The sequence below is a fragment of the Nocardia sp. JCM 38205 genome (assembly GCF_058222935.1).
The window spans coordinates 15110-28575 of record NZ_JBYHFL010000012.1 but is presented as its reverse complement, the minus strand read 5'-3'; the positions used below and the strand labels follow the sequence as shown (position 1 = coordinate 28575).

General features: G+C 67.6%; 14 protein-coding genes. 3 read left to right on the top strand and 11 right to left on the bottom strand.

Annotated elements, in window-relative coordinates; translation table 11 throughout:
- Window positions 1–7 precede the first annotated feature (7 nt).
- Window positions 8–838 carry an SAM-dependent methyltransferase gene (locus AC4HOU_RS28015; RefSeq protein ID WP_194992051.1) on the bottom strand — a complete coding sequence of 277 codons (831 nt, stop codon included), beginning with the start codon at window positions 836–838 and terminating at the stop codon, window positions 8–10.
- 77 nt (window positions 839–915) lie between these two features.
- Window positions 916–1545, bottom strand: coding sequence for a membrane protein YczE (gene yczE, locus AC4HOU_RS28010; RefSeq protein WP_194992052.1), 630 nt, complete (start codon window positions 1543–1545; stop codon window positions 916–918).
- A gap of 181 nt (window positions 1546–1726) precedes the next feature.
- On the opposite strand from yczE, the gene AC4HOU_RS28005 reads away from it, so the two are divergent.
- Window positions 1727–2395, top strand: a complete 669-nt coding sequence (locus AC4HOU_RS28005) for a CatB-related O-acetyltransferase (protein WP_163812749.1) — start codon at window positions 1727–1729, stop codon at window positions 2393–2395.
- 27 nt (window positions 2396–2422) lie between these two features.
- Here AC4HOU_RS28005 and AC4HOU_RS28000 read toward each other — a convergent pair whose 3' ends face one another.
- The 4 genes from AC4HOU_RS28000 to AC4HOU_RS27985 form a co-directional block, all read right to left on the bottom strand.
- Entirely contained in the window at window positions 2423–2758 is a 336-nt protein-coding gene (locus AC4HOU_RS28000; RefSeq protein WP_163812747.1) for a DUF3140 domain-containing protein, read from the bottom strand.
- Window positions 2759–2872: 114 nt separating this feature from the next.
- Entirely contained in the window at window positions 2873–3547 is a 675-nt protein-coding gene (locus AC4HOU_RS27995) for a dienelactone hydrolase family protein (RefSeq protein WP_324197467.1), read from the bottom strand.
- 110 nt (window positions 3548–3657) lie between these two features.
- Window positions 3658–4380, bottom strand: a complete 723-nt coding sequence (locus AC4HOU_RS27990) for an HAD-IA family hydrolase (RefSeq protein ID WP_228806909.1) — start codon at window positions 4378–4380, stop codon at window positions 3658–3660.
- Window positions 4381–4513: 133 nt separating this feature from the next.
- Window positions 4514–5329 carry an SDR family oxidoreductase gene (locus AC4HOU_RS27985; protein ID WP_194992489.1) on the bottom strand — a complete coding sequence of 272 codons (816 nt, stop codon included), beginning with the start codon at window positions 5327–5329 and terminating at the stop codon, window positions 4514–4516.
- A gap of 342 nt (window positions 5330–5671) precedes the next feature.
- Between AC4HOU_RS27985 and AC4HOU_RS27980 the strand changes: the two genes are divergently transcribed.
- Complete coding sequence (locus AC4HOU_RS27980; protein ID WP_194992488.1) at window positions 5672–6910, top strand: lipase family protein; 1239 nt, start codon at window positions 5672–5674, stop codon at window positions 6908–6910.
- Window positions 6911–6993: 83 nt separating this feature from the next.
- On the opposite strand, the gene AC4HOU_RS27975 is transcribed toward AC4HOU_RS27980, so the two are convergent.
- The 5 genes from AC4HOU_RS27975 to AC4HOU_RS27955 all read right to left on the bottom strand — a co-directional run bounded on the left by AC4HOU_RS27975 (window position 6994) and on the right by AC4HOU_RS27955 (window position 11661).
- Entirely contained in the window at window positions 6994–7584 is a 591-nt protein-coding gene (locus AC4HOU_RS27975; RefSeq protein WP_194992487.1) for a QsdR family transcriptional regulator, read from the bottom strand.
- Between the two features lie 133 nt (window positions 7585–7717).
- Complete coding sequence (locus AC4HOU_RS27970; RefSeq protein WP_194992486.1) at window positions 7718–8419, bottom strand: DUF8020 domain-containing protein; 702 nt, start codon at window positions 8417–8419, stop codon at window positions 7718–7720.
- A 40-nt stretch (window positions 8420–8459) separates the two neighbouring features.
- Window positions 8460–8933 (bottom strand): MaoC family dehydratase, encoded by a 474-nt coding sequence (locus AC4HOU_RS27965; protein WP_194992485.1) that lies wholly within the window; start codon window positions 8931–8933, stop codon window positions 8460–8462.
- A gap of 83 nt (window positions 8934–9016) precedes the next feature.
- Window positions 9017–10216, bottom strand: coding sequence for an acetyl-CoA C-acyltransferase (locus AC4HOU_RS27960; RefSeq protein ID WP_490725583.1), 1200 nt, complete (start codon window positions 10214–10216; stop codon window positions 9017–9019).
- 56 nt (window positions 10217–10272) lie between these two features.
- Entirely contained in the window at window positions 10273–11661 is a 1389-nt protein-coding gene (locus AC4HOU_RS27955) for an MFS transporter (protein ID WP_194991881.1), read from the bottom strand.
- 317 nt (window positions 11662–11978) lie between these two features.
- On the opposite strand from AC4HOU_RS27955, the gene AC4HOU_RS27950 reads away from it, so the two are divergent.
- A complete protein-coding gene (locus AC4HOU_RS27950; protein ID WP_195021706.1) occupies window positions 11979–13466 on the top strand; it encodes an AMP-binding protein in 1488 nt (495 codons plus the stop codon).

The following is a 13466-nucleotide window of genomic DNA, read 5'->3' as shown; positions in this document are numbered from 1 at the left end:
AAGTCCCTTACGGTTTGCGCGCCAGACCGGCGACGATCAACTGATCCCATACCGTCAGTTCTCTTTCCGGCGTACCGATGGTGGAGACCGAGGTGTCGGATTCGCCCGGCGCATCGGGCCGCCACAGCACCGCGGGCACGATGCCCGGCTCCAGGATCTCGAGATCGCCGAACAGGGCACCGATCTCGTCGTCGGTGCGCCAGCGGCCGCGGCCGAACGTCGATTGCAGCTTCTGCTCAGCGGCTTCGGTCTCGGCATTGCCGCCGGATCGGAAGTGCGAGATGAAAATCTGGCTACCGGAGGGGATCTGGTCGCGCCAGTACGACACCACCCCGGTGGGATCCTCATCGTCGTTGAGGTGGTGCAGGATCGCGCTGAACACGACCGCGACCGGTTCGTCGAAATCGATCAGCTGCGCCACCTCGTCGCTGTCGCGGATCCGCTCCGGCTCACGCACATCCGCTTGCACCACGGTCGTGTTGTCATCGGTGGCAAGCAGGGCGCGCCCGTGGGCGAGCACGATGGGATCGTTGTCGACGTAGACCACCTTGGCGCCGTCGGTGTAGCGGGCCGCGATCTGATGCACATTGTCGGCGGTCGGGAGCCCGCTGCCCAGATCGATGAATTGCCGCACACCGCTGCGCGCGATATCGCGCACCGCGCGCACCAGGGCCTGCCGGTTACCGAAGGCGATGGACACCGAGCCAGGCAGATTGATCTTGAAATGGTCGCCGATCTCCTGATCGACGGGGTAATTGTCCTTCCCGCCCAGCAGGTAGTCGTACACCCGCGCGATGCTGGGCGTGTTCGGATCCACCACGCTCGCACTGTCGTTCATCACGCTCTCCCATCAACGGAGATCTCTCCCGTGCGCACATCGTAGGCGCTCGGGAAATCTCGTGCAGCCACAACCCTTTACGCGGTTGCGGGCACCGGATCCGATTGCGGGGCGGGCTCGTCCCGAAATCCGGGCAGCCACCGATCGGCCACCGGAATCAGCACCTGGATCAACGGCCCGATGCCGAAGGCGTAGACCAGGGTGCCGAGACCGACCGAGCCGCCGAGCAGCCATCCGGTGACCAGCACCGTGACCTCGATCGTGGTGCGCACCGCCCGGACCGACAGCCCGGTGCGCCGGACCAGGCCCGTCATCAGGCCGTCACGCGGGCCCGGCCCCATACCCGCTCCGATGTAGAGCACCGTGGCGACGGCGTTGAGCACGACCGCCGCGACCATGGCACCCGCCTGCACGGGCAGTGATTCCCATTCCGGCAGCATCCACAACCCGGCGTCGACCGACACCGCGAGCACCACGACATTGCTCACCGTGCCCAGCCCGGGCCGCTGCCGCAACGGAATCCATGCCAGCAGGACCGCGATCCCCGTCAGCGCGGTGACCATCCCGAAGCTCAGCGGCACGTGCTCGGCCACGCCCTGATGAAACACATCCCAGGGATCCAAGCCGAGCCCTGCCCGCACCATCACGGCCATGGAGAACCCGTACAACCACAAACCCGCGTACAACGCGATCAGCCGACGCACCATCGGTCCAGCTTGACCCACAACTGGACCTATGCCCAATAGCCAGATCTCGGCCACTGGCCCGCCAACTGGATACTTACGAAAGGGCCAGTCCGCCGGCCCCGAGTTGCTACGACGCTACCGGGAATCGACCGACCGCATCGGCACAGGCCGCGGCGCACGCACGCAAACTAGGCTCGCTGCGGTGTCGACTATTCCTGATCCCACGACCCGCTTCCCGCTGCCGCACACCGACCGCACGGTCTTCCTCGCACCGCACATCACCTCCGACAGCATCGAAGTCGGCGACTACACCTATTTCGACGATCCGCACGCGGCCACCGAGTTCGAAACGAACAACGTGCTCTATCCGTTCGGCCCGGAGAAACTGATCATCGGCCGCTACTGCGCCATCGCCACCGGCACCCGCTTCATCATGGCCGGCGCCAACCATCCGACCCATGGGGTGTCCACCTTCCCGTTCACCATCTTCGGCGGCACCTGGGCCGAGCAGACCATGGACATCATCACCTCGATCCCCAGCCGCGGCGACACCGTGGTCGGCAACGACGTCTGGTTCGGCTACAACAGCCTGGTGATGCCCGGCGTGCGGATCGGTGACGGCGCCATCATCGCCACGGGTGCCGTCGTCACCGGCGACGTCGCCCCGTACACCATCGTCGGCGGCAACCCGGCACGCACCGTCAAGCAGCGCTTCCCCGACGACGACATCGACCGATTGCTGCGTGCGGCCTGGTGGAACTGGCCGGTCGAGCTGGTCACCGAGCACGTGCGCACGATCATGGCGGGCACACCCGAGCAGATCGAGAAGATCGCCCGCGAGAACGGGCTCCTGGCCGCAACGGCGAGCTGAACATCCGGATCCGGCGTCCGCCGCTGATCAGGGAGCCTGCAACGGGTCGTGGCCCAGGGACATCAGCCGGTGCCGGAACTGGGCGTCACCCGCGACCGGTTCCAGATCGGCGCGGCGCGCAGCGGTGACTTCATCCACCACGTATCGCATGGTCGCGACGTCGTCGGCGGTGAGGTCGGTCCGGCGTTTACCGAGGATGGCGAGTACCTGCCTGCCGATCTCGGGGCCGGACCGGTCCGGTTCCCGTTCGGCATGCGCACCCGACGCCTCGGTGCGTAGCCAGTCGCGCAGGGCGTGCGACGACATGTTGACCACGCGGTGGAATTCGTTCCAGAGTTCGTCGTCGACCTGAGTCTCGGCCATCGGTCTCACCTCGCTGCTCGGCCTGGCTGAACTTCCGCGGTTGATGCTGCGGCGGTACCCGGTGGAGCGCGCGTGAAACCGCCGGTCCGCATCGAGGCAGCGGTGTCCGGGCGATCACAGCGGCGGCGGCGCGGCCGGTGCGGTGCCCAGATGGCGGAGGAACCAGGCAGCGGCGAGTTCGGCCGCCTGGTCGAGCGTTCCTGGTTCTTCGAACAGATGGGTGGCGCCCGCCACGATCTCCAGTCGCGGTGTGATCGTCATGTGACGCATCGCTTGCCGGTTGAGGTCGAGGACCTGATCGTCGGCGCCGCCGACGATCAGCAGCGTCGGTGCCCGCACTCGGGTGAGCGCATCGCCGGCCAGATCCGGTCGCCCACCCCTGGAGACGACGGCGTGGATGATGGCGGGCCGTTCGGCGGCGGTGAGCAGCGCGGCCGCCGCGCCGATACTCGCACCGAACAGCCCGATCCGGTGCCGGCAGGTGGCCGGCTGCCCCGTCAGCCAGTCGACGGCTCCGGCCAGGCGCCCGGCGAGCAGCGGCATATCGAACCGCAGCGCACGGGTGCGCCGATCGAGGTCGTCCTCCGCCGCGGTCAGCAGATCGAGCAACACCGTGCCGAGGCCTGCCCGCCGCAGTACCGCGGCGACCTGCCGGTTGCGCGGGCTGTGCCGTCCGCTGCCGCTGCCGTGCGCGAAAACCACCACGCCGCCATCGCGTCTCGGCAGCCAGACATGTCCGTCCAGCCCGACCTCGTCGATCGGAATCCGCACCTCTTCGTCGACGAACACGTTTCCTCCTGCGCTGAAGGCCGCCATGCGACGTCGTCATGGCCGCATCCGGGCGCAAAGACCTCCTACCCGCAGCACTACCCGCGATCGTCGGGTCCATGCCGCGGCGGTCATCGCATCCACGGTCTCGTCCGCGGGCGCCGCCAGCCCCGGTTAGCCGCGGGCGGAGAAGGCGGTAGCAGCGGGAACACGCCGTAGCGGGTCGCGAGTTCCTCGGCGGTACGGCCGGCGTTGCCGTGCAGGATCCCGTCGATGCCTGCCCGCCCGGCGCCGTCGATATTGTGCGGCAGGTCATCGATCAGCAGGGCGTCGGCCGGTTCGACACCGAGTTCGCGACAGGCCAGTCGAAAGATCTCGCGACTGGGTTTGCGCAGTCCGACTTCGGTGGACACGACTACCACATCGACGAGGTCGTCCAAGTCATAGCCGTCGAAACAACCGCGGCCTAGGGAATTCGACACCAGCGCGACCGGATGCCCTGCGGCTCGCAGGCCCGCGACGAGCTCGAACATCTCATGGTCGGGGGCGAGTTCGGCCCGGATCCTCCGCAGCAGCCCATCGGGTTCGACTCGGCCCCCGTGCCGGATCAGCGCACCGGCCAGTATCAGTTCGAACTGTTGATCGCTGCACGCGCCCGCCTCGAATGCCGCACAGCTCGAGCGAACCACCGGATCGCCGACGATCAGCCGGATCGGTAGGTCCGGATCGACGCCGATGCGTGCCCCGAAGGCCCGGAAGGCGGCCGCCACACTGGTGGTGAGGACGCCGCCGAAGTCGACGAGAATCGCCTTGCGCCGCTGCGGTTTCGGCATGTGCTGATGAGCTGTCGACAAATCGGTGTTCCTTCCTCGGCGCCCGGCGGGCTCGCCACACACCATCTCCGCGGCTCGCCCGCGCCGAACTGCTCGACGGATTCCGGCGTGCGCGCACGGGGGTTCCTGCCTGCGCGCAGGCGCAGGCGCCGTATCAGCCGACCGCGAGTAGTGATGCCTGGTAGCGGCGCATACCCCCGAGCCAGCGGTCGTAGTCGGAGGCCTTCTGCCGATGCATCTCGCCGACCTCGGGGTGCGGCAGGATCAGGAAACGTTCGTCGCCGATGGCGTCGAGCACCTGAGCGGCGACGTCTTCGGGCCGCAGCACCGCGCCGGCCTCGGTGACCGCGCGCGCGGCCGCCGCTCCCCAGCGGTCCCCGGATTCCACTCCGGCCTGCAACATCGCGGTGTCCACACCCATCGGGCACAGACAGCTCACCCGGATTCCCTTGTCGCCGTAGGTCACACTGAGCCATTCGGCGAAGGCGACCGCGGCATGTTTGGTCACCGAGTAGTCGGCGGCCCCGATCTGGGTCAGCAGGCCTGCGGCGGATGCGGTCGAGACGAAGTACCCCTCGCCACGTGCGACCCATCCCTCGACCAGCAACCGCGCGGCCCGGACATGAGCCTGGACGTGGACGTCGAAGGCCAGCCGCCAGCCCTCGTCATCACCGAGGCCGGCACGGCCGGGGATGCCCGCATTGGCGAAATACAACTGGACCGGGCCGAAGCGGTGCTCGGCGGCGGCGATGAGTTCGCGCAGGTAGTTCTCGTCGGCGACGTCGCCCGCCACCGCTACCGCGGCGTCCGGCCGGATCGCGCACAGCTCGTCCGCCACCTGTCCTGCGGCGTCGCCGTCGAGATCCGCGGCGACGACGTGTGCGCCGGCATCCACCAGGCGCGCGCAGATCGCGGCGCCGATGCCACGGCCGGCGCCGGTCACGATGGCGGTCTTTCCGTTGACCTTCACTTGGGTTCCTTTGTGAGAAGACGAATGCCGGCAGACCGGCGGGGATCGTGGGCGCATCGCAACGAGGTGCCGACGACAGCGAGTCGCGATCACCTGGCGCCAGCTGTGTGAACATGACGTCAGCTTCAAAGAAAGTAGCCGCTCACCCCCTCACGGTCAAGACTTCACCACGCAATGCGGTCCATTACAGCTCAATCAACTCAAAGTCAAGTATTGTGAATCATCTGTGAGCGATGTTTCATGACTGTGGCGCCACCATAGCCCAGTCGTCTGGGTCCATCGTTCGGGTTCGCCCGTGTCGCGTCGAACCCGTTCTCAGCCAGAAACATTCGAGGAGAATCCATGACACGCACCCGCCGCCGAGCGCGGTCCGCACTTGCCGGGCGGCTGGCGAAGCTCACCGCCGCTATCGCGCTCGCCGCGAGCACGCTCGCGGGGATCGGCGCGGCGAGCGCCGAGGAGCAGCCTGCCGACAGCACTCCCCCCGCGGGCGCCACATCCGGCGGCGCCCCCGGTGACGTAGTCAGCGCGGAACCCTATTCCTTCAAGGTGGTGCCCGGCCTGCCGACGCCGACCAAGGCGTGGAAGATCTTCTACCACTCGACCGACGCCCTCGGGCGGCCCAACGTGGTGTCCGGCACCGTCATCGTGCCCGAGGACGGCAAGACCGGAACCCGGCCGCTGGTGACCTACGCGGTCGGGACCGTCGGCATGGGCGATCAGTGCGCGCCGTCCGCCACGTTCATCCAGGGCAAGAACCTGGAAGGAATGTCGGTCGGCGAGCTGCTGACGCGCGGCTGGGCGGTGGCCGTCACCGACTACCCAGGCCTCGGCACGCCCGGAGATCACCCCTATCTCGTCGGCCGTTCCGAAGGCACCGCCGTCCTCGACGCCGCGCGCGCCGCCCAGCGCCTGCCGGAAGTGCAGCAGGGGGGCGTGAGCTCGGCCTCGCCGGTCGGCATCCTCGGCTATTCACAAGGTGGTCAGGCCAGCGCGTGGGCCGCCGAACTCGCCGGCGAATACGCCCCTGAGCTTCAGGTGAAAGCCGCGGCGAGCGGCGGCGTTCCCGCCGATGTGCTCAAAGACGCCCTCGACAAGGACGGCAGCGGCGGTAACCCGGCGGCCTCGCTCATGGTCGCGATCGGCCACGACACTGCCTACCCCGAGCTCGACCTCGACTCGTACCTGACGCCGCAGGGCCGCGATCTCGTGCAGCAGCTGCGTGGCGGCTGCGTGCTCGACAATATCCGGGCCGGCGAAGGACATTCCATGGACGAGGTACTGGCACGTAATCCGCTCGACAATCCCCAGTGGCGGCAACGGCTCGGTGAGAACCGTCTGGGTGGCCGCACTACCGGTTTCCCGCTCTACCTGTTCCACGGAACCACCGACCAGGTCGTTTCCTACGGTCTCGGCGAACAACTGCGCAGCGATTGGTGCGCCAGCGGAAATACCGTCGAATGGCATTCCTACCCGTTGGCCGATCACGCGGGCGCGGTCCTGATCGGCGGCGACGACGCCGTGAACTGGCTCGGCGACCGCTTGGACGGTAGAGCCGCCCACGGCAATTGCGGTTCCTGATCAGCTGAGCAGACCATCCGGCCCGGGGGCAAGGGGCTGTCACGACATCGTGGCAGCCCCTTCGGCATGCCCGCCGCGCGGCCTCAGCGCGCGGGCAGAACGCCGGTGATCAACGCACCGACCAGGGTGTTGGCATTCTCGACATGGGGACGGCGCCCGGCCAGGATATCGGCGTACAGCATCGACTCCCCCAGGCGCACAACGGCATACGACAGATCGTCGAGTTCGACCAGCGGCCGCAGCGTGGCGTCGCGCACATCGTCGGCGATGAGCTGCTGGACCCGTGCGATGGTCCGCGGCTGGACCGCACCGAACGGGTCGGTCAATACCCGCATCGCTATCTTCGGCTCCTCGTCGAGCAGCCGGCGCACACCGCGGTCGGCCGCGATCGCGGCGCCGTGATCGGTGATGATGCGTACGCAGCGCAATGTCCCCGACCCATCGCGGACCGCACCGCCGTAGGCGCGGCGCCACCGGGCGCTCGCGGCGCCGAAGCTGTGGTCGGCCATCATCCAGATCGCCTCGCCGAGGATCTGTTCGCGGTTGCCTGCCTTACGGAACAGCGTGGCCCGCGAGACATGCAATTGGTCGATCAGCGCATTCACTTCGAGCCGCTGCCCGTGCGCGATCGCCCGCGCGGCCCGACGATAGACGTCCTCGGGAGTAATGGACATACGTGTCACCGTATGCGGTCGTCGCGGCAGGTCGGCAGCATGCCCCGTGCCCGCATCGGCGCTCCCCGTTCCGGACATATGCGAGCGCCCTACGGCCATCGACCGTAGGGCGCTCGAACAGCGTGCCGGGGCGCTATTTCACCGGCGCCGGAAACGGCTCGTTGATGGTGGTGAAGTACTGGATCACCGCGGCCGTCATCACCGGCGCGCCGACGACCAGCGCGCCGGCGATGGCGCCGACCGGGGCGAGGGCGCCCGCGCCGATGAGGCATCCGGCGACCGGTCCGGCGCCGAACATCATCGCCACCGGGCTGGTCGCCGCGGCCAGCGTGACACCACCGACGAGGCAGCCGATGACGCCGGCGCCGATAGCTCCGACGACACCGCCTGCCACACCGGCCATCGTGATGGTGCCCGCCATCCGGGAGAAGGCGGCGACCTCACGGTCGTACGGGGTCTTCCACGGCGCATGCTCCTGGAACGGCAGAGCTACCGGCTTCTCCACGGCGCGAGCCGGATCCAGCGAGGGGGTGAGACGGGCGGTGTGGCCGTCGATCTCGGCGTCGATCGGGAAGGCCACGTTATTGACGTTGAATTCGAGCGGTACCCCGGCGAGCACCGTGCCGTCATCGGCGCGGATCTGGAACTTGCCGTCGTGGATGATCAATTGTCCGGCGTCGACGGTGATCACCGCGGCGTTGCCGTCCTGATAAGCGGTGTAGTTGACGTTCGGCGCGATGTCCACGCTCAATGGCTCGGCCGTAGCGGTGGCGCAGCACATCGTCAACGCGGCCAGGCCTGCCGCCGTCGACACCGCGAGTTCACGTACCTTCATGGAGATCTTCTTTCGGTTCGAATTCTGCTCGGATGGATTGCTACTCGACGACCCGGGCCACGGTTTCCGCGACGAGCACCGGCTTGTCACTGCCCTCGCGTTCCACCACCTGGCGCATGACGATCTGGATCCCGCCCGCCACCTGTTCTGCGGAAACGATGGTGGCGCGCATACGAATTCGCGATCCCACCGGTACCGGGGCGGGGAAGCGCACCTTGTTGTAGCCGTAGTTCAGGCTGTGGGTGAACCCATCGAAGGCGAGCAGCGTGTAGGACAGTGCGGGTCCAAGCGACAGGCTGTAGAGCCCGTGCGCGATGGTGCCGCCGAGCGGGCTCGCCGCGGCGCGCTCGGGATCGACGTGGATCCATTGGTGATCGCCGGTGACGTCGGCGAAGGCATCGACCCGGCCCTGGGTCACCTCATGCCATTCGGTCGGGCCGAGTTCGTGCCCGATGAGTTCGGTGAGTTCGGCATAACTCCGGGGACGGACCGGAAGGGTGTTCGTGTCGACCATTGTCTCTCCTGGCATTTCAATATTGACATCAGTTCTAATTTCAGGGATATGCGCGTTCGGTGGATTTCCGGCGCACGTCGGGGTCAGGCCAGGTCGAAAAGCCCCGCCGCACCCATCCCACCGCCGACGCACATGGTGATCACGACATATCGCACCCCACGCCGGCGACCCTCGATCAGGGCATGCCCGACCAGCCGCGCACCGGTCATTCCATACGGATGTCCGATGGAGATGCCGCCACCGTTGACGTTGAACACCTCCGGATCGATTCCGAGCTTGTCGCGGCAGTAGACGGCTTGCGAGGCGAACGCCTCGTTGAGCTCCCATAATCCGATGTCGTCAACGCTCAGGCCGTGCGCGTCGAGCAGTTTCGGGATCGCGAAGACCGGGCCGATGCCCATCTCGTCGGGCGCGCAGCCCGCCACCGCCATGCCGCGATAGATCCCGAGCGGGGTCAGGCCGCGCCGTTCGGCTTCCCTCGCCTTCATCAGTACCGATGCCGACGCCCCGTCGGAGAGCTGGGATGCGTTGCCCGCGGTGACGGTGGAGACCCGGGTGATCCGCCCGTCCGGCAGCACCGGGGCGAGACCGGCCAGCTTGTCGAGGGTCGTACCGGGACGGTTGCCCTCGTCGTGGGTGAGCGTGAGGTGCTGTTCGACGACCTCGCCGGTCGACGGATCGACGGCGCGCAGCACCGAGGGCAGCGCGACGATCTCGGCGTCGAAACGACCCGCCTGCTGGGCCGCGGCGGTGCGCTGCTGAGACAGCAGGGCGAACTCGTCCTGCCGCTCGCGGCTCACACCGTAGCGTTCGGCGACGATCTCCGCGGTATGCAGCATCGGCATATAGATCGATGGCACCTGCTCTTGCAGCCACGGATCAGTGGTGCGATAGGTGTTGGCGTGATCGTTCTGCACCAGCGAGATCGATTCCACGCCGCCACCGACGGTGATCCGCATGCCGTCGGCGATGATCTGCTTGGCCGCGGTGGCAATCGCCATCAGGCCCGAGGAGCACTGCCGGTCGATGGTCATGCCGGAGACGCTGTCGGGCAGCCCCGCCCGCAGTGCCGCCTGACGGGCGACGTTGTTACCGGTCGAGCCCTGCTGCAGGGCGCAACCCAGTACCACGTCGTCGATCTCCGCGCCCTCGATCCCGGCGCGGTGCACCGCGTGTTCGATGGCGTGGGCGGCCAGTTCCTGCCCCTGGGTGTCGCTGAACGCGCCCCGATAGGCCTTGCCGATCGGCGTTCTCGCCGTCGACACGATCACTGCTTGTCTCATTACCGGTGGGGGTCCTCTCTTTTTCTCATCCGATCGAATGCGCCGGGGCGGGCCGGTCAGCGGTAGAGCTGTTCGCCGGGCACGGCTTGCGGGTCGGCACGGACGGCGGCGCTATTGGTCTCCTGCAAGACCCATGCGCTGAAGACGGTCACCAGTCCCATCGCCGCCAGATACACCGAAACCAGCACAGTGCTACCGGTATTCGCGATCAGTGCCGTCATGATGAACGGGGTACCGCCGCTGACGGTGATCGCGGCCAGCTGGTAGGCAAGCGAGGCGCCCGAGTACCGCAGTCGCGGCTCGAACAGCTCGCCCATGAACGCCGCCAGCGGACCGTAGGTCATGGATTGGAAGACGGTGCCGACGGCGAGGGCGATGAAGAACATCGGCAGCTTCGCGGTGTCGACCAGCCAGAAGTAGGGGAACGCCCAGACCGCCAGCCCGATACCGCCGATCAGGATCAGCGGCCTGCGCCCGACCCGGTCCGAGGCCGCACCCGACCACAGGATGACGCCGCCGCCGAGCAGCGAGACCACCAGCGAGATGGCCAGGATGTCGTTGTGCTTCATGCCGAGTTCTTGGGTCCCGTAGCTGAGCACACCCGCGATGCTGATATAGAAGGCGGTGTTGGTGGCGGCAAGTAGTCCGCAGCCGAGCAGGATCTTGCGCCAGTGCAGCCGGATCGCCTCGGCCAGCGGCGCCTGAGCGACCGCGGCGCTGCGCTTGTCGGCGACTTCCTTGTGCAGGTCACGGAATTCGGGGGTGTCCTCGACCTTGGTCTGGATATACAGCACGACCGGAAACAGCAGCGCGCTACAGAAGAACGGCACCCGCCAACCCCAGCTCAGGAAGGCCTCCTCGGAGATGGTCTTCGCGGCGATGAGGAACACCAGGTTGCCGAGGATCACTCCGAGCGGCACACCCATTTGACCGAAGGTGCCGGCGAACCCGCGCCGCTTCGGGCTCGCGGATTCGGTCAGTAGCAGCACGATTCCGCCCCACTGACCGCCGCAGGCCATGCCCTGCAGGAACCGCAGCGTGACCAGCAGGATCGGCGCGGCGACACCGATCGCGTGCGCGCCGGGCAGGCAGCCGATGAGGAAGGTGGCCAGGCCCATGCCCAGCAGACAGGTCACCACCGCCGGCTTGCGGCCGTATTTGTCGCCGAAATGCCCGGCGAGCACACCACCGAGCGGGCGGGCCACGAAGCCCGCCCAGAACGTGCTGAACGAGAGCAGGGTGCCCATCAGCGCGGAACTGTCGGGGAAGAACACCGCCGGAAAGACCAGCGCGGCAGCGGTTCCGTAGAGGAAGAAGTCGTACCACTCGATCGAGCTGCCGATGAGACCGGCGGCGAGGAGTTTGCGGTGGGCGCGCCTGCGTTGCCCATCGTCGTGGGCCGCATCGGCGGCCGGGCCTGCTGGTTCCACTGGGGGTGCGGTCATGCGTGTACTCCTCGGGCCGGATCGCCCGGTCATCGACCTGACGGAAATAGAAGTTGACACCAAGTTCAAATTGGTGGCACCAGTGTGGGGTAGGCCCGGAGTAATGTCAATCACACTTCGCGAGGCGAACGAACCCAGAACTCCCCTGCGGCGCGGCACCGCTCCACCGTCGGCTTCGACATCCATCGAGCTCAGAGCCCATTTTCCGATTTCGACAGCGGTGAGACGGACGGATTCTCGCCAATCGAATAAACATGACGTCATCTTCAGTTACGCTCGGCGTGCTCTCGCTCACCGTTGCCGTCGAAGGACCCTCCATGGCCAACGTCTTCGATCCCGTCCGCACCCATGCCGAGACCGCGCCCGACAGCGTCGCGCTGCGATCCGAACGCGGCGAATGGACCTATCGCCAGCTGCACCGGCTCGCCTCTCGCTATGCCGGAGCGCTCGCCGCCGCAGGCCTGTCCCCTGGCGACCGGGTCTTGCTGGCCGCGCCGTCGGTCCCCGAGTTCGTGGTGGCCTACTTGGGAATTCAGGCCGCGGGCTGCGTGGCCGTACCGGTGAACACCATGTCGACGCGCGCCGAGGTCGAGTACTTCCTCACCGACGCCGGCTGCGCGCTCGCCATCGCCTGGCACGAGCTCGGACCCGCCGTCGCCGACGCCGCACAGCACACCCGCACACCGTTCTGGTCGCTCCCGCCGGGCGCGCAAACCGCCGCCGAACCCGCGGCCCGCGTCGACCGCGACCGCACCGACACCGCCGCCATCCTCTACACCTCGGGCACCACCGGCCGCCCGAAGGGCGCTCAGCTTACGGTCGGCAACCTGCTCGCAGGCGGTGAGATCGGCGCGGCGTGCAGCCGCGGCACCGCCGCCGACCGCACCGGGACCGGCCTGCCGCTGTTCCACGTCTTCGGCCAGGCCGCGGTCATGATGTCGTGTTTCACCAGCGGCGGATCACTGTCACTGCTGGCCCGCTTCGACCCCGTCGCCATGCTCGAACTGCTGCGCCGCGACCGGCTGACCATCATGGCGGGCGTACCCACCATGTGGAATGCCATGCTGCGGGCCGCCGATGCCGCCGATCCGGCCGATTTCGAGCAACTGCGGGTGGCCATCTCCGGCGGTGCGTCGCTGCCCGGTGACATCGCCCGCGAGTTCCAGAAGACGTTCGGCTGCACCATCCTCGAAGGCTACGGGCTCACCGAGACCACCGGATTCGGCACCTTCAACGATCTCGATCGCGGCGCCAAGATCGGCTACACCGGACGCGCGGTCCCCCGCACCCGGGTCGACGTCCGCGACCACGATTCGAGGCCGTGCCCGCCCGGTCAGGTGGGTGAGGTGTTCGTGCAGGGCGAGACGGTCATGAAGGGCTACTGGCGCAGGCCGGAGGCCACGGCCGAGGTGCTGTCCCCCGACGGCTGGCTCCGCACCGGCGACCTGGGTGGATTCGACGCCGACGGCGATCTGCGCATCGTCGACCGGGTCAAGGATCTGATCATCCGGGGCGGCTACAACGTCTATCCGGGCGAGGTCGAGGAGGTGCTCTACGAGCATCCCGAGATCGTCGAAGCGGCTGTGGTCGGTGTGCCCGACGACCATTACGGCGAGGAGGTCGCTGCGGTCATCGTCACCGCGCCGGATTCGTCATTGGATGCCGAGGCGGTATCGCGGTGGAGCCGAGAACGACTGTCGGCCTACAAGATTCCGCGCATCATCGGTTTCGCTGACGCGCTGCCCAAAGGGGCCACCGGCAAGATTCTCAAGCGCGCCATCGACCGCGACGCGCTGCGGCGGTAA

What these genes read in the sequence shown, in the direction of transcription:
- AC4HOU_RS27960 (WP_490725583.1), bottom strand. Translation starts at nt 10,216, where the DNA reads ATGAGACAAGCAGTGATCGTGTCGACGGCGAGAACGCCGATCGGCAAG.
- AC4HOU_RS28000 (WP_163812747.1), bottom strand. Translation starts at nt 2,758, where the DNA reads ATGGCCGAGACTCAGGTCGACGACGAACTCTGGAACGAATTCCACCGC.
- AC4HOU_RS27950 (WP_195021706.1), top strand. Translation starts at nt 11,979, where the DNA reads ATGGCCAACGTCTTCGATCCCGTCCGCACCCATGCCGAGACCGCGCCC.
- AC4HOU_RS27980 (WP_194992488.1), top strand. Translation starts at nt 5,672, where the DNA reads ATGACACGCACCCGCCGCCGAGCGCGGTCCGCACTTGCCGGGCGGCTG.
- yczE (WP_194992052.1), bottom strand. Translation starts at nt 1,545, where the DNA reads ATGGTGCGTCGGCTGATCGCGTTGTACGCGGGTTTGTGGTTGTACGGG.
- AC4HOU_RS27975 (WP_194992487.1), bottom strand. Translation starts at nt 7,584, where the DNA reads ATGTCCATTACTCCCGAGGACGTCTATCGTCGGGCCGCGCGGGCGATC.
- AC4HOU_RS27955 (WP_194991881.1), bottom strand. Translation starts at nt 11,661, where the DNA reads ATGACCGCACCCCCAGTGGAACCAGCAGGCCCGGCCGCCGATGCGGCC.
- AC4HOU_RS28015 (WP_194992051.1), bottom strand. Translation starts at nt 838, where the DNA reads ATGAACGACAGTGCGAGCGTGGTGGATCCGAACACGCCCAGCATCGCG.
- AC4HOU_RS27970 (WP_194992486.1), bottom strand. Translation starts at nt 8,419, where the DNA reads ATGAAGGTACGTGAACTCGCGGTGTCGACGGCGGCAGGCCTGGCCGCG.
- AC4HOU_RS27965 (WP_194992485.1), bottom strand. Translation starts at nt 8,933, where the DNA reads ATGGTCGACACGAACACCCTTCCGGTCCGTCCCCGGAGTTATGCCGAA.